Here is a 22,706-nt window from a genome sequence, read left to right on the forward strand (position 1 = left end):
GCCCCGTGCTTTTCAGGCCCGCCGCCGGTCGCCTTACAGGGCCACGGGGGCCTGGTCTTTCAGGGGCGCGGGGAACTGCGCGAGAAGCCCCACCGGGCCCGCAGCCGAAGAACCGGCCCCCGCCCGGCAGGGCTACGCGTCGGTCGACATGGGCAGCATCGGGTAGCTCCCCGTGTTCGTCGGGGCGTGTTCCGGGAGCCACAGGACGGCGACCGCCCCCTCCGCCGGGACCCCGCCCGGGGACCCGGGCGGGCGGACGTTGCGGAAGGTGAGGCGGGCGCCGAGGACGCGCGCCTGACCGGCGGCGATGGTGAGGCCGAGACCGTGCCCCTGGCCGGCCCGGTCGGAGGCCCCGGTACGGAAGCGGCGGGGCCCGTCGGCGAGGAGTTCCTCGGGGAAGCCGGGGCCATGGTCGCGGACCCGGATGACGCGGCCCTCCACGGACACCTCGATCGGCGGTCGGCCGTGCTTCGCCGCGTTGGCCAGCAGGTTCAGCAGGACCCGTTCGAGTCGGCGGGGGTCGGTCGTCACCTCGGACTCGTGCACCACCCGCACCCGCACGTCCGCGTTCTTCGCCGCCACCCGCCGGGCCACGAACTCGCCCAGCATGATGTCCTGCAACTCGGCCCGCTCGGAGGCCCCGTCGAGACGGGCCACCTCCAGCACGTCCTCCACGAGCGTCCGCATCGCCTGCGCCCGGTCGCGGACCAGCTCGGAGGGGCGGCCCGGGGGCAGCAGTTCCGCGGCCGTCAGCAGTCCGGTCACCGGCGTACGCAGCTCGTGGGCGATGTCCGCCGTCACCCGGCGCTCCGCCTCGATGCGCTGCCGCAGGGTGTCGGCCATCGCGTCGACGGCCCGCGCCAGCTCCGCGGTCTCGTCGCGTACGACACCGCCGATCGCGTCCTGCACCCGTACGTCCGACTCGCCCTTGGCGACCTCGTGCGCGGCGGCCGCCGCCTTGCGTAGCCGGCGGGACATCTGGCCGCCGATGAGGACCCCGAGGGCCGAGCCGCCGAAGACGACCGCGATCGAGCCGATGAGCAGGGCCTGGTCGAGGTCCCGCATCACCGCCGAGCTGTGGTCGGTGAAGTCGGTGTGCAGGGACAGGACCCGCTTGTCCTTCAGCGGTACGGCCGCCCAGATGTCGGGCACCCCGTTCTCGCCCTCGGACACATACGTGGCCCGACGCCCCTCGCTGACCTTGGCCAGCAGGTCCTTCGGGATGTCGGGGTCGTCGAGCTTGACCCCGAAGGCGCCCGACTTCAGCGGGCGGCCCGACTCGTACATCCGCTGGGCGACCTGGATGCGCTCGTCGGCGAGGTCGCGTGAGTTGTCGAGCATCGAGACGCGCGCCGCGTTGTGCACGACGAGGCTCAGCGCGACCGCCACCAGCGCGCCGACCAGGGCGATCGCCGCGCTCAACTGCCAGCGCAGCCCCGTCCGGATGCCCGAGGCCGGCCCTGGGGCGGATCCCGGGGCCGGCCCCGCGCCGGACGGGCGGTCGGCGGCGCGTGCCGCCTCGGGCGCCCGCCCTCTTCGTATCCCCCTCGATTCCATGTCGGCCCCGTCCCCGCTCAGGCCTTGAGCTTGTAGCCGAAGCCGCGGACCGTCTCGATCCGGTCCTGGCCGATCTTCGCGCGCAGCCGCTGGACATGGACGTCGACGACCCGGGTGTCGCCACCCCAGCCGTAGTCCCACACGCGTTCGAGCAGCTTGTCGCGGGACAGGACCGTGCCCGGGGCGGAGGAGAACTCCAGCAGCAGGCGCATCTCGGTCGGTGTCAGGGCCACCGGCTCCCCGGACCTCCGTACCTCCATGCCCACGGTGTCGATCACCAGTTCGCCGAGTTCACCGAAGGTGAGCACCCCTCCGGCGGCCGCGCCCCCGGCCTCCTCCGCCTTGGCGTCACCGCCGCTCGCGTGGCCGAAGCGGCGCAGCACCGCGCGGATCCGGGCGACCAGGACGGCGCCGTCGAACGGCTTGGTCACGTAGTCGTCGGCGCCCGCCTCCAGGCCCAGCACCACGTCGATGGAGTCGGCTCGCGCGGAGAGCATGATCACCGGGACGGTCGACTCGTCACGGATGCGGCGGCACAGGGAGACCCCGTCCAGGCCCGGGACCATGACGTCGAGGAGGGCGATGTCGGGCCGGTCCGCGCGGAACGCCTCCAGCCCCGACAGCCCGTCGGGCATGGCCGTGACCGCGAAGCCGTCCCGCTCCAGGGCGAGCTGGGTGGCCTCGCGGATGACGTCGTCGTCCTCGACGAACAGGACATGGGTCTGCTCAGCCATCCGGTGATCTCGCTCGCTCTCGGTAGAAGGGGGTCGCCGGTGTCGTGACGGCGGGCGGGCCCGGCTCAGCCCTGCTCGGGGGTCGCCGACTCCGTGCCGCCCACCGCGGTGCTGTACTCGGTGCGCGTGCTGGAACGCTGGACGAAGTCGTCCTTGATCCAGCGATAGGTGGTCACTTCCTCGCTGGACGGATACGAGGACGGATCGCCATTCTCGTACAGCTGACGGGTGACCAGGAGGTCGCCCCGGTCGATCTCCGCGTAGACGGGGGGCTGTTCGGACAGGAAGACGCCGCGGTACGTCCCCTTCTTCTCCGCGCGGTAGACGTACGACGCCACGCCGACGGCGTCCGCGCAGGTCATCACGTTGACCACGAGGTCGTCCGACGAACCCCCGGTCAGATCCCCGTACGTCACGTCCACCGGGTACTCGTCGGCCACGCACGGCTTCAGGTCGCTCTTGACCGCCTTGCTGACCTCCGGGTCCGCGCGGACCATCCGGACGACCTCGTCGACACTCGGGTGGTCGCCGTCCCCGGCGGCGTCCGCCGAACCGGAGGCGGACGGTGTCGCCCCGCCCGCCGCGAGGGAGTCGGCCGGCCCCTCGTCCCGCGCGCCGGTGCCGCCCGTGCCGCAGGCGGACACGGAAAGGGCGAGGGCGGCGAGCACGGCCACCGCCGTGATCACCGCCTTCGTGGCCTGCCTGGCCCCGGGACGGGGGCCGGCCGCTGTGCTCAGGCCGCGCAACGCTCCTGCTCCTCGCTCGCTTCGAGCGCACGGGCGGCGCGCTCTTCGTGGTCCCGCGACTCCAGCTCCTCGCGGAGCCGGGCCAGCGCACGGTGCAGCGTGCTCTTGACCGTGCCGGCCGACATGCCGAGGGCGGCGGCCGTCTCCTCCGTGGACATCTGCTCCCAGTGTCGCAGCACCACGACACTGCGCTGCTTGGGTGCCAGCACCTTCATGATGTCCATCAGGAGGGCGCGGTCCGCGTGCTGCTCGGTGGAGTCCTCGATGCAGGCGTCCGGCAGCTGCTCGGTCGGGACCTCCTCCAGCTTGCGGGCCCGCCACCACTCCGTCCGCGTGTTGATCATGACCCGGCGCAGATAGGCGTCCGCGAGACGCTTGTCCGCGATGCCGTCCCAGCGGCCGTACGTCCGCGCCAGCGCCGTCTGCAGCAGATCCTGGGCGTCCACCGGATCCGGCACGAGCCGGCGGGCGCTGCGCAGCAGCGCGTCCTGCCGGGTACGGACGTACTCCTCGAATTCGAGCACCTCGCCGTGCGCCATGATCAACCGCCTCCGTTCCCCGTTTCCGGCGTCCGCGCTGTCCGCGCGATGCCGGTCGTCCGCCGCTTCGTGTGCTGGTGCGTGTAGCTCGTCCCGCCGGATCCGCTGGTTCGTTTCGCGGGTTTCTGCGGTACGCCGATGAAGCTACGGAGGGGTTGTCACGGAGACGTCCGAGGCAGCCTGCGGAGAACGCTCGGCTGTCCGTCGGTTGTGTAACAGAAGTAGGAACGGGGTAAAGCGGGGTGGGCTTTGCGGCGGAGATGGGCCGGTTTACCCCGTCGACGACGCCGGAGGGTCAGGTGAGGGGAAGGCGGTAGAGGCCGCCCGGGAGGGGTTCCACCAGTCCGTCGGAGACCAGTCCGTCCAGAGCGCGGGCCCGCTGCACCGGCTCGTCCCACACCCGGTCGAGCACCGCCTGCGGCACCGGCGCGATCGCGTCCCGCAGGACGGCGAGGAGCTTGCCGCGGACCTGACGGTCGGTACCGGCGTACGTCTGACCGCGCCGCGCCGGCCCCTCGTGCGCGGGCTTCCCGGCCAGCCGCCAGGCGCACTGCCCGGCGATCGGGCACCGCGCGCACGTCTCGTTCTTCGCGGTGCACACCAGCGCGCCCAGCTCCATCGACGCGGCCGCCCACCGGGACGCCGTCCCGTCGTCGTCGGGCAGCAGGGCCCGCGCCAGCTTCCGCTCGGCGGCGGTGGTCGCGTTCGGCGGGTACTGCGTGCCGCTCACCGCACGGGCGAAGACCCGCCGCACGTTCGTGTCGAGCACGGCGTGCCGCTGCCCGTACGCGAACGACGCCACCGCCGCGGCCGTGTACTCCCCGATCCCCGGCAGCGCGAGCAACTGCGCGTGATCGCGCGGTACGTCGCCGCCGTGCCGTTCCGTTATGGCCACCGCCGCGCCGTGGAGCCGCAGGGCGCGACGGGGGTAACCGAGCCGGCCCCAGGCGCGCACCGCCTCGCCCGGTGGTTCCTTCGCGAGGTCCGCCGGACGGGGCCAGCGGGCCAACCACTGCTCGTAGACGGGCAGTACCCGGTTGACCGGCGTCTGCTGGAGCATGAACTCGCTGACCATCACGCCCCAGGGCCCGGCCTCCGGCCGGCGCCAGGGCAGATCACGGGCGTGCGTCTCGAACCAGGCGATCACCGGGGTGTGCAGGGCGGAGGGGGCGGGGGTGGACCCGGCGGTGGGGGTGGAGGTGGGGGTCGCGTCGGCAGGGCTGCTCTGAGGTTTCGTGGGTGCAGTCATGGCACGGTCGATCCTGCCATGCGGGGTGTGGTGGGGGCGGGTTCTGGTGGGGGGTGTCTCGGGTCGGTCGGCCGGGTGCGGGTCCGCTGGGGCTTCTCGCGCAGTTCCCCGCGCCCCTGAAAAGCGGGGGCTGCGCCCCGCGCTTCTCACCCCGGCCGTCAGCCGGTCGGATGCCACCCCAGCTCCGGCCCCAGCCTCGTCGCGATGTCCGTCAGGATCTGGACGTAGTCCTCGTGCTCGAAGGTGAACGGCAGCGCGAAGGCCACCTCGTCGACCTCGCGGAACGCGACGTGCGCCCGCAGCCGCTCGGCGATCTCCGCGGACGTGCCCACCAGGTCCGGCGCGAACAGCAGTCGCCCCGGCCCCTGCGGCGCCGCGGTCCGGGGCAGCCGCTGCGCCGCGTACGCCTCGTACCTGGCGCGCTGCTCCGGCGTCGCCGAGTCGGTGGGGATGACGACGAGGCCCTGCGAGACCCGGGCCTCGGCCCTGTCGGGATGGTGCGCCCGGAACTCCCGGATGTGGGAGAGCTGGACACCGGCGAAGTCCACCGCCCCGGTCGTCCCGCCCTCCGCCTTCACCACGCTGCTGGTCAGGAAGTTCATCCCGTTCTCACCGGCCCACCGCGCCGACCGCAGGCTGCCCCCGCCGTACCACATCCGGGCGCCCAGCCCGGGGGAGTACGGCTGGACCCGGTCGGAGAAGACCTCGAACCCCTCGGTGCCGCTGAAGTCCGTGGCCGCCTCGCCGCGTACGAAGCCCAGGAGCCGGCCGACCCTGTCGAAGCCGAAGTCCTCCGCGTCGGCGGTGTCCGGGTAGAGCGCCGCCTTGACGGTGTCGTAGTGCATCGGCGGTCCGACGCTGATCCCCGGGTTGAGCCGCCCGCTGGAGAGGAGGTCCACCGTGGCCAGGTCCTCGGCGAGCCGCAGCGGGTTCTCCCAGCCCAACGGGATGACGGCGGTGCCCAGTTCGATACGGCTCGTGCGCTGCGAAGCCGCCGCCAGGACCGCGACGGGGGAGGAGATGCCGTACTGCAGATGACGGTGGCGCAGCCACGCGCTGTCGAAGCCGAGCCGCTCGCCCAGTTCGATGATCTCCAGCGTGGACTCATGGCCCCGGCGCGGGTCGGCCTCGTCGAACAGCCCGATGGTCAGGAACCCCAGCTTCCGCAGCGGCCTCGGCTCCGGTGCGCCGGCGCCGTTGTCCATGCTCCCGGATCCGGCCATCGTCTTCTCCAAGTCCTGCGGCACGCTTCGGTGATGGAGTCGATTGTGGCAGGTGGGGCGGGAGGTGAGGGGTGGACTCGGTGGCGGGGGCCGGTGTGTTCGAGTTCCGTCGTGAAAAGGCTTGGAGAGGTGGGGAGTTGGTGTCGATCGTACGACCGGGGATCGGTCACGGAACGTGCGTCTACGGGCGTTGTGATCACGCACCGCGATCATGGCGGGCCCGTTCGGGGCGATCACGGGAACGACCGGGATGATGATCTGGAAAAGTTGAGGTTTCGGGCGGCGGGTGGCGCCAGCGGAGTGCCGGATCTCTCGTACAGTTTGCGCCGTGGGATCTCTGCGCAATCCGATCGGGCCGCTTCCCTCCACCATCTACTGGCGACGGAGGGCCGTTCTGCTGACCGTCGTCGGTCTGCTCGCGATCCTCGTCGTGTGGGTCGTCACCGGCGGCGGTGGCGGCGGCGACAACGACGCGGGTGGGCCCGACGGCAAGAATCCCGCGACCTCGATCACTCCCGGGCCCTCCGGTTCCGGTCCCGCGATCAGTCAAGCGCCGGGCGGACGCGACGAGTCGGGTGACGAGTCGGGCTCCGGGGGCGACAGCTCCGGGTCCGGGGCGGGCGGCGGTTCGGGGTCCGGTTCCGGGTCGGGTGCCGGCGGCGGGGACACGACCGGTGGGGCCGGTGCGACGGGCGGCGGTACGTCCGACGGCGGCGGCAAGAACGGGAGCAGTTCCGGCGAGCAGGTTCCGGCCGGGTCCAGTCTGCCCAACTGCACCGCCGGGGCCGTGAAGTTGACCGTGCGCAGTGTGCGCAACGCGTACGAACCCGGGGCGAACCCCACGTTCGAACTCATCGCCCGCAACTCCTCCGGCGGGGACTGCAAGCTCGACCTCGGGCCGGACAACACGGTGGTGACGATCACGCCGGCCGATGCGGACGACACGTTCTGGGCGTCCGACGACTGCCATGAGACGGCGGGCAGCCTGATGTTCAAGGTGCCGGCCGGGGACCGGGTCACCTACACCGTCGAGTGGAACCGTGACCCCAGCGCGCCCAACTGCGCGACGCCCGCGGCCGGTTCGGCGACGGCGGGGACGTACCTCGTCGAGGCGAAGGCGCCGGGGCTGGCCACGGCTCGGACGTCCTTCGTGCTGGAGAAGGACTGACGGTCGGGGCGGCCGGCCGGGCCGGCCGGGGTCGACGGCCCGGGGCGGGTCGTCAGACGTAGCGTTCCAGGATGGACGACTCCGCCAGGCGGGACAGGCCCTCGCGGACGCTGCGGGCCCGGGCCTCGCCGACGCCGTCGACCGTCTGGAGGTCGTCGACGCTGGCCGCCAGCAGCTTCTGGAGGCCGCCGAAGTGTTCCACGAGGCGGTCGATGATGGCGCCCGGGAGGCGCGGGACCTTCGCGAGGAGGCGGAAGCCGCGCGGGGAGACGGCCGAGTCCATGCCCTCGGGGGAGCCGGTGTAGCCGAGGGCGCGGGCGACCGTGGGCAGTTCGAGGAGCTCGGCGTGGGTGAGGGCGTCCAGTTCGTGGAGGGCCTCGTCGACCGTGCGGGAGCGCTTGGCGGTGGGCTCGGGGACGTAGTCCCGGACCACCAGCTCGCGCTCCGGTTCCACGCCCGCGATCAGTTCGTCGAGCTGGAGGGCCAGGAGACGGCCGTCCGTGCCCAGTTCGACCACGTATTCGGCGATTTCGGTGGCGATGCGGCGGACCATCTCCAGCCGCTGGGCGACCGCCGAGACGTCCCGGACCGTCACCAGGTCCTCGATCTCCAGCGCGGAGAGCGTGCCCGCCACCTCGTCCAGGCGCAGCTTGTAGCGCTCCAGGGTGGCGAGGGCCTGGTTGGCCCGGGAGAGGATCGCGGCCGAGTCCTCCAGGACACGGCGCTGTCCGTCGACGTAGAGCGCGATGAGGCGCATCGACTGGGAGACCGAGACGACCGGGAAACCCACCTGCTTGCTGACGCGGTCGGCCGTGCGGTGGCGGGTGCCCGTCTCCTCCGTGGGGATCATCGGGTCGGGGACCAGCTGGACGCCCGCACGGAGGATCTTGGAGAGGTCCGAGGACAGCACGATGCCGCCGTCGAGCTTGCACAGCTCACGCAGACGCGTGGCGGTGAACTCGACATCCAGGACGAAACCGCCGGTGCACATCGGCTCGACGGTCTTGTCGAAGCCCAGCACGATGAGTCCGCCGGTGTTGCCGCGGAGAATCCGTTCAAGCCCGTCGCGCAGGGCCGTGCCTGGGGCCACGGCGCTCAGTGAGGCGCGCATCAGGCCATCGGCACCGGAGCTCCCACCGGACTTTCCGGGAGCTGCTGCCCGGTCGTTGGCTGCCACTGCACTCCTCCGGTCGCAGGTTCTGGGGCGCTCCCGTTTCGCACACGTGGTTCGTACGGACGGGCGAGACCTGGGCAAAGTCTACCGGCGGTCCTCCTCGTCCCGTGGGGCCTCTCGACGACGGGATCGCGGCAGTACCCGCAGCGCGTCTCCCATGTCGGCCACTTCCAGGACCTTCATACCGGGAGGAACCTTGCCCGGATCGGACGGAACGAGCGCGTGCGTGAACCCCAGACGGTGTGCTTCGGACAGCCTGCGCTGGACGCCCGTGACCCGTCTGACCTCGCCCGCGAGGCCCACCTCGCCGATCGCCACCAGGTTCTTGGGCAGGGGGGTGTCGGTCGCCGCGGAGGCCAGGGCCAGGGCGATCGCGAGGTCCGCGGCGGGCTCCGAGAGCTTCACGCCGCCGACCGTCGCCGAGTAGATGTCCCTCTTGCCGAGGGCGCTGATCCGGCCGCGCTGCTCCAGGACCGCCAGCATCATCGAGACCCGGGAGGTCTCCAGGCCGGAGGTGGTCCGGCGGGGGGAGGGGAGCTGCGAGTCGACTGTGAGCGACTGCACTTCCGCGACCAGGGGGCGGCGGCCCTCCAGGGTGACGGTGAGGCAGGTGCCGGGGACGGGCTCGTCGCGGCGGGTGAGGAACAGACCGCTGGGGTCGGTCAGGCCGGTGATGCCCTCGTCGTGCAGCTCGAAGCAGCCCACCTCGTCCGTCGCGCCGTAGCGGTTCTTCACGCCGCGGACCAGGCGGAGGCGGGCGTGGCGGTCGCCCTCGAAGCTCAGGACCACGTCGACCAGGTGCTCCAGGAGACGGGGGCCCGCGATGGCGCCGTCCTTGGTGACGTGGCCCACGAGGAGCGTCGACATGCCGCGCTCCTTGGAGGCGCGGATCAGGGCGCCGGCGACCTCGCGGACCTGGGCCATGCCGCCGGGGGCGCCGTCGATCTCGGGCGAGGCGACGGTCTGGACCGAGTCGAGGATCAGGAGGGACGGCTTGACCGCGTCCAAGTGGCCGAGGACGGCGGAGAGGTCGGTCTCGGCGGCGAGGTAGAGGTGGTCGTGGAGGGCGCCGATGCGGTCGGCGCGCAGGCGGACCTGGCTGGCCGACTCCTCGCCGGTGACGTAGAGGGTGGGGTGTTCGGCGCTCGCGGACTTGGCGGCGGCGTCGAGGAGGAGGGTGGACTTGCCCACGCCGGGCTCGCCGGCGAGGAGGACCACGGCGCCGGGGATCAGGCCGCCGCCGAGGACGCGGTCCAGCTCGGGGACGCCGGTGGAGCGGGCGGTGGCCTGGCGGCCGTCCACTTGGGCGATGGGGACGGCGGAGGTCGTGACGCGGCCGGGGGCCGTGGTGCGGACGGCCGGGGTGCCGTACTCCTCGACCGTGCCCCAGGCCTGGCACTCGGGGCAGCGGCCCAGCCACTTGGCCGTCTGCCAGCCGCATTCCGTGCAGCGGTATGCCGGGCGGTCCTTCGCGGTCTTCGTACGGGCAGCCATGGACGAACCGTAACGGAGGGCACTGACAGTGTCCGACGGGTGGGCGAAGGGGGTGTGGGGGGACGGGCTTCCGGGGCGGGGGCGGGGGCGGGGGCAGGGGAGGGGAGAGGAGGGTGCGGGTGCGTGGGGCGTCTCGCGCAGTTCCCCGCGCCCCTTCGGGGCACGGGGCCTTCCGTGCGTTCGGTCGCCTACGGGCGGGGGCCGATGGTCAGTTCGGCCGGGCGGTACGGGATGTACGCCGCGCCGTCGAGGCCGAGGGCCGTGGCGGCGGACTGGAGGGCGGCCGGGGTGGCGGACGCGCCCCAGCGGCCGGTGTCGAGGCGGGACTCCAGGGCGTGGAGCGCGGCCACCGTCTCGGCGGTGGTGAAGGCGCAGTGGCCCTGGCGTTCGACGTAGGCCTGGCGGAGCTGCGCGGCGTCGCCGGAGGCGCGGACCCGGGCGGCGAAGCGGGACTCCTGCTCGACGGGCACGAGGTCGTCGGCGGTGGTGTGGATGTCGAGGAGGGGGACGGCGAGGCCCTGGCCGGCGGAGGACGTGCGCCGGCCGGCGGCGACGGCGGCCGGGTCGGCGGTGATGTCGGCGTGGGTGGTCAGGTCGCGCAGATCGGCTCGCAGATCCAGGCCGGCCTTCTTGTAGAGGGCCTTGACCAGGGGCGCGTGCTGGGAGCTCGCGAGCACGCGCGCGTAGTCGACGCCCTTGTTCCCGGAGTTGTTGCCGCCGAGGGCCTTCTCGACGTGGAAGCGGGCGGGCTCGACGCGGTTGAGCATGCCCTGGGCCAGCCACGCGTACTGCTGGGCCTGCTGCTCGTCCCGGTCGCCCGCTGCGGGGCGCGCCTTGCCGGGTGCCCAGGTGGGCAGGTTGAGGTAGGCGGCGGCGAGGGCGATCCGGGCGCGGCCCTCGGGGGTCTGCTGGGCGGCGACGACGGCGTCGGTGAGCTGTCGGCCGGTGGCGGCGCCCTCGGCCTCGGAGTCGAAGTCCACCAGCTTCACGGGAGTGCCGGGGAGCAGGAGCCGGGCGATCGTGTACTCGGCGTCGAGCTGATAGGTGTGCAGGTCGTTGGCTCCGGCCACGAGCCCGCAGAGGCCGAGGGCGCCGTCGATCCCGCCGGCGCCCGAGCGGGCGAGCCGGGCGTTGACCAGTCCGCCCATGGACTGGCCGATGGAGAGGGTGCGGGTGGGCTCGCCGATCCGCTCGGTGACTGCCGCGACGGTGGCGACCTGGTCGCGCTCCGCGCTCTCCAGGGCCCAGAGGGTCTCGCTCACGTCGTAGGAGGAGCCGGTGAGGGCGTAGCCCTCTTCGAGGAGGCGGAGGCGTACGGCCTCGCGGGGGGCGTTCTGCGGCGTCGTCGCGCCGAAGCCGTGGCTGAAGACGATCAGGGTGCCGTTCCAGTTCTCCGGGACGTCCGCTATCCAGGCGGCGCCGTCGGGGAGCGTGCCGGTGAGGCGTTCCACGGCGGGCGCGGCGCTCTGGGGGGCGGCGGCCGAGACGGAGGCGCCGGTCAGGGAGAGGACGACGGTCGCGGCCAGCGCGGCGAGGGCGCGGCCGGTGGGGCGGCGGGTGGAGCGTCGGATGCGTACGGCCATGGGGTGGGGCTCCTGTCGACGCGAAGAAAAGGGGAAGAAGGGGAAGAGGGGGGAGTAAGGGGACGAAGAGGCGGACGTGGAGACATGGAGACGTGGGGATGCGGCCCGGACGTACCTGGGAGTAACTCCGGCCCCATGGAAGGTAGGGCTATTTTCTAGTCGCGGTCAATAAAGTGCACAACATTTGGCCATGCTTCGCGCGCGCCGCGGAATGCGGGATTCCTGTCCCCTTATGAGGGATCGTTTCACCCGTACGGAGTAAATGTGCTCAAGGGGTGAGAAGGTGCTGGTTCCGGGCGCCTACCGTCCATGAATGATGAGCATCAGTCCGGAGACCTCGACCCGCACCACCGGCGCACACCGGGCGCACCGTGAGGCGCGCGATCGGGCGGCGGCGCACGCGGTGGCCCAGCGCCCGCCGGCGCGCTACGAGCCGTACCTGGACGGCCTGTTCACCTACTGCATGTCCGTGCTGTGCGACCGCGACGCGGCCACGGCCGCCCTCGCCGACGTGCTCGCGCTCGCCGAGCGGCGCCGGGGGCCGGACACCGCGGAGCACCGCGCCTGGCTGTACGCGCTGGCCCGCTGGGCCTGTCTGCGCAAGCTCGCCGAGGCCAGGCAGAAGCGTCCGGGCGCGCACGCCTCCGCGCGCCGAACCGCGCACGCCGGCGGGGTGGAGGACCGGGCCCGCGGCGAGGGGGCGTACGCGGAGGCGTCGTACGCCGAGATGCCGTACGCCGAGGTGACGCGCCCGGACAAGTCGCGTTCGGAACCGCCGCGTTCGGAAATCTCGCGGTCGACGAAAGGGCGCTCGGACAAGACGAAAGGGCGCTCGGAGAAGTCGCGCGCCGGCGAGAGCGCCGTCAGGGGTGTGGTTCTCTCCGAGGAGGAGCAACGGCAGCGGCGCCGTGAACTCTCCTTGCTCGCCTGGCCGGAGGCCGCCGGCACCACGCCCGAGCAGCGCGAGGCCCTGGAGCTGGCCGTACGGCACCAGCTCACCGCGCACGAGGTCGCCGCCGTGCTGGGCATGGACCAGACCGCCGCGCGGGAGCTGCTCGCCTCCGCCGCCTGCGAGGTGGAGCGCACCCGGGCCGCCCTCGCCGTCGTCGAGACCGGCGCCTGTCCGAGCGTCGCCCGCCTCACCGGCGACCACCAGCTCGTCCTGAGCGCCGCCCTGCGCCGCGAGCTCGTCCGGCACGTCGACGACTGCCCCGTCTGCCGGCGCGCCGCCGAGCGCGCCGTCCCCGGCCGCTGGCCCGGCACCACCGTCACGCCCGACGCGCTGCCGGTGCTCGAAGCGCCGCGCGCCGTCCTCGGGCCCGCGATGTCCCACCTCACGCGCGCGCGGGGCGGCGCCCCGCGCTTCGACCGGCGCGGCTTCCCCATGGACCCGAGGGACCGCGCTGCCCGCCGGGAGCGGCTGCGCGCGCGGGCCGTGACCACCACCGTCGTCGCGACCGTCGTCGCCGCGCCCGTCTTCGCGCTCTGGGCCGCCTACCGGGGCGCCCCCCTCATCGGCGAGGGCGGCGACGGCCGGTCGGTCAGCGCGGGCCAGGAGCAGGGCGACGGCGACGGCACGGTCGGAGACGGCAGTGGCGACGCCTACGAGAACGCCGGCAACGCCCGGAGCCGGCCCGACGCCCGCCGCGGCCGAGGCAGGCATGCGGCGGACGACGTGTCCGTGGAGGTCACCCAGGGCAGAGGGCGGGGCGCGCTGGCCGTCGCCGCCGCGAACGACGGTGACACCACGCTCATCACGCTCAGAGCGACCGGGGACTCGGCCGTCCGCTGGTCCGCCCGCACCGGGGCCGACTGGCTCTACCTCAGCCAGTCCTCGGGCACCCTGAAACCCGGCGAGTCCCTGACGATCAAGGTGTACGTCGACCAGCTGAGCGAGCCCTCCGGGTACTGGACCGCGCGGGTGACGCTGGCCCCGGCGGACGCCGTGGTGACGATCGAGGGCTACGGTCCGGCGCCGACACCGCCGGTCGACCCCCGGCCGACCGCACCCGTCCCGGACCCGGACGCCCCGGGGCCCACCGCCCCGCCGCCCACGCCCGACCCGGACCCCACCCCCACCGGCCCGGCCCAGCCGGACCCGACCCCGACGCCCACAGCCCCCGCCCCCACGGACCCGGGCGACCCCACACCACCCCCGGGCGACGGAGGCGGCGACCCGCCGCCGGCGTCGTAGCCCACGGGCGCAGCCGACGGTCGGAAAAGAGGCCTGTGGTCCGTCGCCCGGCCACCGGTCGCCCGGTGGCCGTGGCCGATGGTGGGTCCTGTCGGCGGTATCCCCTCTATCCCCTCTGCGCGCCTATCGGCCCGCGGGGGCCGTCGGTTCCGTCGGGTCCGCCGGGTGAGGGGCCACCAGGGGCAGTCGGGAGGCCAGGCGCTGCTCGCACAGCTCGACCAGGCGGTCGTACCCCGCCTTGCCCATCAGCTCGATCAACTCCGGGCGGTACGAGACGTACACCGGGTCGCCCGCGCCGTGCGCCGACGTCGCCGATGTGCACCACCAGTGCAGGTCGTGACCGCCGGGGCCCCAGCCGCGACGGTCGTACTCGCCGATCGACACCTGGAGCACCCGAGTGTCGTCGGGCCGGTCGATCCAGTCGTACGTGCGGCGGATCGGCAACTGCCAGCAGACGTCCGGCTTGGTCTCCAGCGGCTCGCGGCCCTCCCGGAGCGCCAGGATGTGCAGCGAGCAGCCCGCGCCCCCGGCGAACCCCGGCCGGTTCTGGAAGATGCACGACCCCTTGTACGGACGGGTCTGGCGGTCGCCGTCCTCGTCCTTCGAGACCCAGCCGGTCTCCGTGCCCACATCGTGGAACTGCCAGATCTCCGGAGTGAGCCTCGCCACATGCTCGGCGACGCGCTTCTCGTCGTCCTCGTCCGAGAAGTGGGCACCCAGGGTGCAGCATCCGTCCGCCGCGCGGCCCGCCTGGATGCCCTGGCAGCCGCTGCCGAAGACGCAGTTCCAGCGAGAGGTCAGCCATGTCAGATCGCAGCGGAAGACCTGCTCGTCGTCCGCCGGATCAGGGAACTCCACCCACGCGCGCGCGAAATCGAGCCCCTTCTCGTCCGGCTCGACGGACTCCGCCGAGCCCTTCGTCGACTTCGCCGGCTTCGTCGCCGCCTTCGCCCGCGACGAGCCGCCGGTCGCCGCCGCTCCCGACGCCGTTACCGCTGCCGACTTGTCGGCCTTTGCCTTTTTCGTCTTTGGCACCTGACCAGGGTACGGCGCCCGAAGCCGCATCGAGGACGGCGCACGGCTTCGCTGGCAGTAGCGTTCCGTACATGAGACTCGGTGTCCTCGACGTGGGATCGAACACGGTGCATCTGCTGGTGGTGGACGCACACCCGGGCGCGCGCCCCCTGCCCGCGCATTCGCACAAGGTGGAGCTGCGCCTTGCCCAACTCCTCGACGAGGCCGGGGCCATCGACCCCGACGGGGTCGACAAACTCATAGCCGTCGTCCACGAGGCGCGCCAGGCCGCCGAGGACAAGGGTGTCGAGGAGATGCTCCCGTTCGCCACGTCCGCGGTGCGGGAGGCGAGCAACGCCGACGCCGTCCTCGCCCGGGTCAAGGACGAGACCGGCGTGGAGCTCCAGGTGCTCACCGGCGCCGAGGAGGCCCGGCTGACCTTCCTCGCCGTCCGCCGGTGGTTCGGCTGGTCGGCGGGCAAGCTGCTCGTCCTCGACATCGGCGGCGGCTCCCTGGAGATCGCCTACGGCATAGACGAGGAGCCCGACGCCGCCGCCTCGCTGCCGCTCGGCGCCGGCCGCCTGACCGCCGGGTGGCTCCCCGGCGATCCGCCCACCCCCGACGACATCCGGGCCCTGCGGCGGCATGTGCGGGCCCAGATCGCCCGTACGGTCGGGGAGTTCAGCCGTTTCGGCGCCCCCGACCATGTCGTGGCGACGTCCAAGACCTTCAAGCAGCTGGCCCGTATCGGCGGCGCGGCGCGCTCCGCGGAGGGGCTGTACGTCCAGCGCGACCTCAAGCGTGAGGCGTTGGAGTCCTGGGTCCCCAAGCTCGCCGGTATGACCACCGCTCAGCGGGCCGCTCTGCCGGGCGTGTCCGAGGGGCGGGCCAACCAGCTCCTCGCGGGGGCGTTGGTCGCGGAGGCGGCGATGGATCTGTTCCAGGTGGAGACGCTGGAGATCTGCCCGTGGGCGCTCCGGGAGGGTGTGATCCTGCGGCGGCTGGATCACATGGGCACGGCGTAGGGGGAGAGCACGCCGGGTGGGGTGCGTCGTCGGCTGCGGCCCGTGATTTTCAGGCCCGCGGGGGCCTGGTCTGTCAGGGGCGCGGGGAACTGCGCGAACAACCCCCATCGGGCCTGCGGCTGCCGACGTGCGGCCACCCCGACGGCGCACGGCGGAGGCCCCACCCCGTAGGCTGTGCCGCGTGGCAGAACCCGTACGGATCCCGGACGCGAAGGTCGCCCTGTCCACGGCCTCCGTGTACCCGGAGTCGACGGCCACGGCCTTCGAGATCGCCGCACGCCTCGGGTACGACGGCGTGGAGGTCATGGTCTGGACCGACCCGGTCAGCCAGGACCTGGAGGCCCTGCGCCGCCTCTCCGACTACCACCAGATCCCCATCCTCGCCGTTCACGCACCCTGTCTGCTGATCACCCAGCGGGTGTGGTCCACCGACCCCTGGGTCAAGCTCCAGCGTGCCCAGGCCGCCGCCGAGAAGCTCGGCGCGAGCACGGTCGTCGTCCACCCCCCGTTTCGCTGGCAGCGCCAGTACGCGCGTGACTTCGTCACCGGCATCTGGCGCATGGCGAACGAGACGGACGTCCGGTTCGCCGTCGAGAACATGTACCCCTGGCGCTACCGCGACCGCGAGATGCTCGCCTACGCCCCCGACTGGGACGTGACGAAGGACGACTACCGGCACTTCACGATCGACCTCAGCCACTCGGCGACCTCCCGCACCGACGCCCTGGACATGGTCGAGCGCATGGGCGACCGCCTCGGCCATGTGCACATGGCGGACGGCAGGGGGTCGGCCAAGGACGAGCACCTCGTCCCGGGCCGCGGCACCCAGCCCTGCGCCGAGCTGCTGGAACGTCTCGCCCTGAGCGGTTTCGACGGCCACGTCGTGATCGAGGTCAACACCCGTCGTGCCATGTCCGCCGCCGAGCGCGAGGCCGACCTGGCGGAGGCGCTCGCCTTCACCCGGCTGCACCTCGCCTCCGCCGTGCGCGTCCCCCGGCCGTGACCCCGGCCACTCCCCGCCGCAGGGGCCGGCCCTCCCGTACGGAGTCGGCCGACACGCCCGCCGCCCGCGACCGCATCCTGGCGGCGGCCCGCGAGGAGTTCTCCGAGCGCGGCTACGACAAGGCGTCCGTGCGCGGCATCGCCAAGGCCGCCGGGGTGGACTCGGCCCTGGTGCACCACTACTTCGGCACCAAGGAGCAGGTGTTCGAGGCCGCCATCACCCTCTCCTTCGGCCCGGCCATGCAGGCTCCCCAGGCCGTCGAGGAGGGCCCGCTCGACGGGGTCGGCGAGCGGCTCACCCGGTTCATCTTCGGCGTCTGGGAGAACCCCGCGACCCGAGCGCCGCTGCTCGCGATCGTCCGTTCCGCCGTGAACAACGACGCTGCCGCCGCCGTCTTCCGCCGCATCATCGCCACGCAGGTGCTGCGCCGGATCGCCGGCCGTCTGGAGGTCCCGGACGCGGAGCTGCGGGCGGAACTGGCCGCCGCGCAGCTGGTGGGCATCGCGATGCTGCGGTACGTGATCAAGGTCGAGCCACTGGCGTCGGCGGACCCGGAGCAGATCATCACCAGAGTGGCGCCCGTGGTGCAGGCCCACCTCACCGGCCCCGGCTTCTGAGGGGCGCGGGGCTGTACCGACAGGCGGCTCCGCCGCGTGGGCGCGACCAGCCCCCACCGACCCGCACCCGGAAACGAGACGCGCATCCCGCATTCCGGACACCGTGTCCACCCCTTGGCGCAACGGGCGTACGCTCGACACAGTCAGAAGTCTCTGATCGCAGTCTCAGAAGGTCCCTGAAGGAGCGAGCGCGATGCCCGAGCTGAGGTCCCGCACAGTCACCCACGGCCGCAACATGGCGGGCGCCCGCGCCCTTATGCGCGCCTCCGGTGTACCGGGCGCGGACATCGGCCGCAAGCCGATCATCGCGGTCGCGAACTCCTTCACCGAGTTCGTGCCGGGCCACACCCACCTCCAGCCGGTCGGCCGGATCGTCAGCGAGGCGATCCGCGAGGCGGGCGGCATCCCGCGCGAGTTCAACACGATCGCCGTGGACGACGGCATCGCCATGGGCCACGGCGGCATGCTGTACTCCCTGCCGTCCCGCGACCTGATCGCGGACTCGGTCGAATACATGGTCGAGGCCCACTGCGCCGACGCCCTGATCTGCATCTCCAACTGCGACAAGATCACCCCGGGCATGCTGAACGCCGCCCTGCGGCTCAACATCCCCACCGTGTTCGTCTCCGGCGGCCCCATGGAGTCCGGCCGGGCCACCCTCGTCGACGGCACGGTCCGCACGCTCGACCTGGTCGACGCGATCTCCGACGCGGTGAACGACAAGATCTCGGACGAGGACATCCTCCGTATCGAGGAGAACGCCTGTCCGACCTGCGGCTCCTGTTCCGGCATGTTCACCGCCAACTCGATGAACTGCCTGACCGAGGCCATCGGCCTCTCCCTCCCGGGCAACGGCTCGGTCCTGGCCACGCACACGGCCCGCAAGCAGCTGTACATCGACGCGGCCCACACGGTCATGGACATCACCCGCCGCTACTACGACCAGGACGACGAGACGGTCCTGCCGCGCGCGATCGCGAACTTCGCGGCCTTCGAGAACGCCATGGCCCTCGACATCGCCATGGGCGGCTCCACCAACACGATCCTGCACCTGCTGGCCGCCGCGCAGGAGGCGGGCGTCCCCTTCGGCCTCGACGAGATCAACGCCGTCTCGCGCCGTGTGCCGTGCCTGGCCAAGGTCGCCCCGAACGTCGCCAAGGACCGCACGTACTACATGGAGGACGTGCACCGCGCCGGCGGCATCCCGGCCCTGCTGGGCGAGCTGCACCGCGCGGGCCTGCTCAACGAGGACGTGAACTCCGTCCACAGCCCCTCCCTCGCCGACTGGCTCAAGACCTGGGACGTGCGCGGCGGCTCCCCGTCGCCCAAGGCCGTCGAGCTGTGGCACGCGGCCCCCGGCTGCGTCCGCTCCGCCGAGGCGTTCTCCACCTCCGAGCGCTGGGACACCCTGGACGAGGACGCCGAGGGCGGCTGCATCCGCTCCGCCGAGCACGCCTACTCCAAGGACGGCGGCCTGGCGGTGCTGAAGGGCAACCTCGCCGTCGACGGCTGCGTGGTGAAGACGGCCGGCGTCGACGAGTCGATCTGGACCTTCGAGGGCCCGGCGGTCGTCTGCGAGTCCCAGGAGGAGGCCGTCCAGAAGATCCTCACCCAGCAGGTCAAGGAGGGCGACGTCGTCGTCATCCGCTACGAGGGCCCCAAGGGCGGCCCCGGCATGCAGGAGATGCTCTACCCGACCTCGTACCTCAAGGGCCGAGGCCTGGGGAAGTCCTGCGCGCTGGTCACCGACGGCCGCTTCTCCGGCGGCACCTCCGGCCTGTCCATCGGCCACGCCTCGCCCGAGGCGGCCGGCGGCGGCACGATCGCCCTCGTCGAGGACGGCGACCGCATCCGCATCGACATCCCGAACCGTTCGATCGAGCTGCTCGTCGACGACGCCGAACTGGCCCGCCGCGACGAGGCGCTGAACGGCGTCTACGCCCCGAAGAACCGCGAGCGCAAGGTGTCCGCCGCGCTGAAGGCGTACGCCGCGATGGCCACCAGCGCCGACAAGGGCGCGGTGCGGGACGTCAGCAAGCTGGGCTGAGCCCCGCCGCCGCGCGGCCGAGGAAGCGGTTCCACGTCGTACGTGCGTGCTATGTGCGTACGGTCGGGCGGCCGTCTCACCAGCTCGCGGGATCGTTTCCGTCCAGCCCGAGCACGGTCCCGTCGAGGGTGCCCGCGCAGACACGGCCGTCGATGACGACCGGCTCGGGCCGTGCACTGGTGATCAGCTCCGGGTCGCCGAGCCGGGACGCGGTCTGCCCGCTGGGCCGGCCCTTGCCCACATCCACCGCGAGCAGCCGCCCGTCGGACGAGGTGAAGTACACGTACCGCTCGCCGGCCACCGGCGCCGAACCCCGGGTGACCCCCGTCTCGGTCCGCCACACCTGCGCGCGGGCCTTCATGTCGACGGCCACCAGCGCGCCGCTCGCGCCGCTCAGCAGGTACACGACGTCGCCCCGCACCACCGCGTGCGCCTGTTCGAGCCGTACGGGCAGCTCGACCCGGACGGTCTGCCGGGTACCGGGGTCGTAGCGGACGACGGCGACCGTGTCGGGGTACGAGCCCCCGATCGCGGAGAAGAAGAGGGACCCGTCCCGGGTTGTTCCCACTGGTTCCAGCTGACCGTCCAGCCGGGCGTCCCACCGCACGTCACCGGTCTCCGGGTCCACCGCGGTGACCCGCGTGCGCGCCGCCGCCCCCTCACCGGTGACGCTCGCCACGTACGCCGACCGGTCCCCGTCGAACGACGTGAAGTAGGCCTCCGGCTGCCCCGGGATCCGGCGGCTCCACACGGTGTCGCCGGTCGCGCTGTCCACACCGGTGACCGTTCCGTCGGCGGCGGTCAGCAGCAGGGTGCCGCCCACGTACCGCTGGGCGGCGTACGCGGAGACGTCCCGCTCCCACCGCACCCTGCCGGAGTCCGGATCGAGCGCCTGGACCCGGCGGCTCCGGCCCGCCAGCACCTGCACCAGTCCGCCCGACTCGACGGGCGGAACACCCGTGCTCAGCGCACCCGCGCCCTCGACGGTGTGCCGCCACAGCACGCTGCCGTCCGCCGGATCCAGCGCGGAGACGAGCCCCGGCTGCGCGCACAGCAGCTTTCCGGCCCCGTACGAGCACTGCGGCGCGGTCCTGTTCTTCGCCGCGGGCTTGGTGGCCCAGGCCTCCAGCGCGGGCGCGGCGGCCGCGGCCCGACTGGCCTGCGGCGTCGGCGCGGCCCCGCCGCCACCGCCCCACATCTGCGCCGAGCCGAACCCCCCACCGGCGACGAGCACGACCGAGCCGGCGACGAGAAGGGCCCGCCTGCGCAACCGCCCCCCGACCCGATCGCCCCCGCTGCCAAGCCCGCCGTCGCGAGCCTGTCCGGGGACGCGACGACCGGCCCCGACACCCGGCCCGGCGCCGACGCCTGTGCCAGTGCCTGTGCCCGTATTCGTGCCGGTGCCGGTGCCGGTGCCGGTGCCGGTGCCAGTGCCAGTGCCGGAGGCCGTGCCCGCCGCCTCCTCGGCCCCCGCGTTCTCGTCCACGCCCCGGCCGGGGTTCGTGTCGCGGTACTCGCCGTTGTACTCGCCCCGGTACTTGTCGCCGTACGCGTCGCCATAGTCGTCGCCGTCCCGGTCGGCGGTCGGGCCGGGGCCGGGGCCGGGGCCTGGGTCGGCGCTCGGGCCGGGAGCGGGGACGGCAGTCCACCCCGCCCCTTGTCGCTCCTTCTCCCGTTCCCGCTCCCGCTCCCTCTCGCGCTGGCTCGGTATGAAGCTCTGGGTGTCGTACGAGGCGGCCACGGACCGGAGTTCGCGCATCAGTTCGTCCGCCGTGGGCCGGTCCTCGGGTTCCTTCGCGAGGCAGGCGCGGACGAGCGGCGCGAGGTTCGGGGGTACGCCGGTCAGGTCCGGCTCGTCGTGGACGACCTGGTAGGCGACGACGTAGGGGCTGTCGGAGTCGAAGGGGCCGCGCCCGGTGGCCGCGTGCACGGTCACCGAACCGAGGGCGAAGATGTCGGCGGCGGGCCCGACCTCCCTGGGCCGCCGGAACTGCTCCGGGGCCATGAAGGGCGGGGTGCCGATCAACTTGCCTGTCTCCGTGCGCAGTTCACTGTCCTTCGGCCGGGAGATACCGAAGTCGATGACCTTGGGGCCGTCCTCGGCGAGGAGGACGTTGCTGGGCTTGAGATCCCGGTGCACCACGCCGGCGCGATGGATGTCGCGCAGGGCCTCCGCGAGCCCGGCCATCAGCCGCCGCAACTGCCCCGGCGGCATGGGCCCGTTCCGCTTGACGTGCTCGGAGAGGGTCGGGCCGGGGATGAAGAGGGTGGCCATCCAGGGTCGGGGACTGTCGGTGTCGGCGTCGACGACAGGCGCGGTGAAGGCCCCGCTGACCTGCCGGGCGGCGGCCACCTCCTGCCGAAAACGCCCCCTGAACTCGGGGTCCTTGGCGAACTCGGCGTGCACCACCTTCACGGCGAGGCGAAGTCCCGAGGTCGAGGTGGCCAGATGGACGACACCCATGCCGCCGGAGCCCAGACACGCCTCCAGACGGTACTGACCGGAGTACTCAGGAAGTTCCGCTTCCGCTCCCGACCCGGTGCCCCGCTGCGGTGCCATGGGTCCACCCCCGTGCTGTTTCGGCCGCCCCCGCGACGCTCGGAGCCTAGTCGATGACACGTACGGGACAGAGGCGGCTTGCTAGCCTTCCCGAGCGAAAAACGCACAGGTGTGCGTGTCCTGATTCAGGGGTATCAAAGGGTCCCCATGGCTTCCATGGGGACCAAACGGGGTTCGAGCGGGTTTCAAACGGGGGGAGTTCAGCCATGTCTGTCGAGCATGCCGAAGAGATCACTGGCGACAGCGAGGGGGAGCAGGCGGCCACGATGGCGGCGACCGCGGGGGCGGTGACGGCAGCCGTCCGGTACTACTCGGTCGCGCCGGGCGTCCGCGTCAACGTCCGCAGTGGCCCGAGCACCAGTTACGGCATCGTCCGCGTCCTCTCCGAGGGCGCCCGGGTGCCGATCTACTGCCAGACGCCGGGCCAGACCATCTCCGGCCCCTACGGCACCACGAACGTCTGGGACAACATCGACGACGGTCAGTTCATCTCCGACGCGTACGTCTACACCGGCAGCGACGGCTACGTGGCCGGCCGCTGCGGCTGACCCGAACAGGGCCGACCGACAGCACACACGGGCACGGAACGCACCGGATCTCGCCGCGGTACCACGACACCGGGTACCGCGGCGAGGTTACGGCAGGGTGCCGGGGGTGCCGGGGGTGCCGGGGGTGTGCTGGGGGGCCTCAGGTCAACTGGTTCGGCGCCCGGGACGCAGGCGGGACCGACCGGTGGCCGGGGCTTGCGGGAAGGTGCCCGGTGCCGCCGCCGAGCCCTG

Annotated in this window: 18 protein-coding genes; 7 read left to right on the top strand and 11 right to left on the bottom strand. The window is 72.8% G+C overall.

Features of this window, described 5'->3' with window-relative positions; all coding sequences use genetic code 11:
• Positions 1–132: 132 nt before the first annotated feature.
• From cseC to HW837_RS44700, 6 genes are all read right to left on the bottom strand, one after another.
• The gene (gene cseC, locus HW837_RS44675; RefSeq protein ID WP_371271926.1) at positions 133–1,686 is read right to left on the bottom strand and encodes a two-component system sensor histidine kinase CseC; all 1,554 of its coding nucleotides are present in this window, start codon (positions 1,684–1,686) and stop codon (positions 133–135) included.
• Complete coding sequence (cseB, locus tag HW837_RS44680) at positions 1,575–2,291, bottom strand: two-component system response regulator CseB (protein ID WP_045562648.1); 717 nt, start codon at positions 2,289–2,291, stop codon at positions 1,575–1,577. The genes cseC and cseB overlap by 112 nt, the downstream gene beginning before the upstream one ends.
• 65 nt (positions 2,292–2,356) lie before the next feature.
• A complete protein-coding gene (locus tag HW837_RS44685; protein WP_045562649.1) occupies positions 2,357–3,037 on the bottom strand; it encodes a hypothetical protein in 681 nt (226 codons plus the stop codon).
• Positions 3,025–3,576, bottom strand: coding sequence for a SigE family RNA polymerase sigma factor (locus tag HW837_RS44690; protein ID WP_045562650.1), 552 nt, complete (start codon positions 3,574–3,576; stop codon positions 3,025–3,027). Before HW837_RS44690 ends, HW837_RS44685 begins: the two co-directional genes overlap by 13 nt.
• 295 nt (positions 3,577–3,871) lie before the next feature.
• Positions 3,872–4,825 carry an A/G-specific adenine glycosylase gene (locus tag HW837_RS44695; protein ID WP_193382171.1) on the bottom strand — a complete coding sequence of 318 codons (954 nt, stop codon included), beginning with the start codon at positions 4,823–4,825 and terminating at the stop codon, positions 3,872–3,874.
• Positions 4,826–4,983: 158 nt separating this feature from the next.
• Entirely contained in the window at positions 4,984–6,030 is a 1,047-nt protein-coding gene (locus tag HW837_RS44700; RefSeq protein ID WP_193382175.1) for an LLM class flavin-dependent oxidoreductase, read from the bottom strand.
• Positions 6,031–6,376: 346 nt separating this feature from the next.
• Between HW837_RS44700 and HW837_RS44705 the strand changes: the two genes are divergently transcribed.
• Entirely contained in the window at positions 6,377–7,216 is an 840-nt protein-coding gene (locus HW837_RS44705; RefSeq protein ID WP_045562653.1) for a hypothetical protein, read from the top strand.
• Positions 7,217–7,268: 52 nt separating this feature from the next.
• Here the strand turns inward: HW837_RS44705 and disA are convergent, their stop codons facing one another.
• The 3 genes from disA to HW837_RS44720 form a co-directional block, all read right to left on the bottom strand.
• Positions 7,269–8,393, bottom strand: a complete 1,125-nt coding sequence (gene disA, locus HW837_RS44710; protein ID WP_045562654.1) for a DNA integrity scanning diadenylate cyclase DisA — start codon at positions 8,391–8,393, stop codon at positions 7,269–7,271.
• An 81-nt stretch (positions 8,394–8,474) separates the two neighbouring features.
• Positions 8,475–9,884: a DNA repair protein RadA gene (gene radA / locus HW837_RS44715; RefSeq protein ID WP_045562655.1), complete on the bottom strand. Its 1,410-nt coding sequence runs from the start codon at positions 9,882–9,884 to the stop codon at positions 8,475–8,477.
• Between the two features lie 188 nt (positions 9,885–10,072).
• Positions 10,073–11,467, bottom strand: coding sequence for a hypothetical protein (locus tag HW837_RS44720; protein ID WP_045562656.1), 1,395 nt, complete (start codon positions 11,465–11,467; stop codon positions 10,073–10,075).
• 313 nt (positions 11,468–11,780) lie between these two features.
• On the opposite strand from HW837_RS44720, the gene HW837_RS44725 reads away from it, so the two are divergent.
• A complete protein-coding gene (locus HW837_RS44725; RefSeq protein WP_193382170.1) occupies positions 11,781–13,661 on the top strand; it encodes a BACON domain-containing protein in 1,881 nt (626 codons plus the stop codon).
• 123 nt (positions 13,662–13,784) lie between these two features.
• Here HW837_RS44725 and HW837_RS44730 read toward each other — a convergent pair whose 3' ends face one another.
• The gene (locus HW837_RS44730) at positions 13,785–14,696 is read right to left on the bottom strand and encodes a DUF3109 family protein (protein WP_060883764.1); all 912 of its coding nucleotides are present in this window, start codon (positions 14,694–14,696) and stop codon (positions 13,785–13,787) included.
• Between the two features lie 71 nt (positions 14,697–14,767).
• Here HW837_RS44730 and HW837_RS44735 point away from each other — a divergent pair, with 71 nt between their 5' ends.
• From HW837_RS44735 to ilvD, 4 genes are all read left to right on the top strand, one after another.
• Positions 14,768–15,700 (top strand): Ppx/GppA family phosphatase, encoded by a 933-nt coding sequence (locus tag HW837_RS44735; RefSeq protein WP_045562659.1) that lies wholly within the window; start codon positions 14,768–14,770, stop codon positions 15,698–15,700.
• Positions 15,701–15,881: 181 nt separating this feature from the next.
• Positions 15,882–16,703, top strand: coding sequence for a sugar phosphate isomerase/epimerase family protein (locus HW837_RS44740; RefSeq protein ID WP_045562660.1), 822 nt, complete (start codon positions 15,882–15,884; stop codon positions 16,701–16,703).
• Positions 16,700–17,320, top strand: a complete 621-nt coding sequence (locus HW837_RS44745) for a TetR/AcrR family transcriptional regulator (RefSeq protein ID WP_045562661.1) — start codon at positions 16,700–16,702, stop codon at positions 17,318–17,320. Before HW837_RS44740 ends, HW837_RS44745 begins: the two co-directional genes overlap by 4 nt.
• Before the next feature lie 193 nt (positions 17,321–17,513).
• A complete protein-coding gene (gene ilvD / locus HW837_RS44750) occupies positions 17,514–19,367 on the top strand; it encodes a dihydroxy-acid dehydratase (RefSeq protein WP_193382169.1) in 1,854 nt (617 codons plus the stop codon).
• Between the two features lie 76 nt (positions 19,368–19,443).
• On the opposite strand, the gene HW837_RS44755 is transcribed toward ilvD, so the two are convergent.
• On the bottom strand, positions 19,444–21,927 hold the full coding sequence (locus HW837_RS44755) for a serine/threonine-protein kinase (RefSeq protein ID WP_193382168.1): 2,484 nt from the start codon (positions 21,925–21,927) through the stop codon (positions 19,444–19,446).
• Positions 21,928–22,133: 206 nt separating this feature from the next.
• Here HW837_RS44755 and HW837_RS44760 point away from each other — a divergent pair, with 206 nt between their 5' ends.
• Positions 22,134–22,475, top strand: a complete 342-nt coding sequence (locus HW837_RS44760; protein WP_045562664.1) for an SH3 domain-containing protein — start codon at positions 22,134–22,136, stop codon at positions 22,473–22,475.
• Positions 22,476–22,706 lie beyond the last annotated feature (231 nt).

Origin of the sequence: Streptomyces caniscabiei, assembly GCF_014930365.1 — a bacterium.
GTDB classification, from domain to species: domain Bacteria; phylum Actinomycetota; class Actinomycetes; order Streptomycetales; family Streptomycetaceae; genus Streptomyces; species Streptomyces caniscabiei.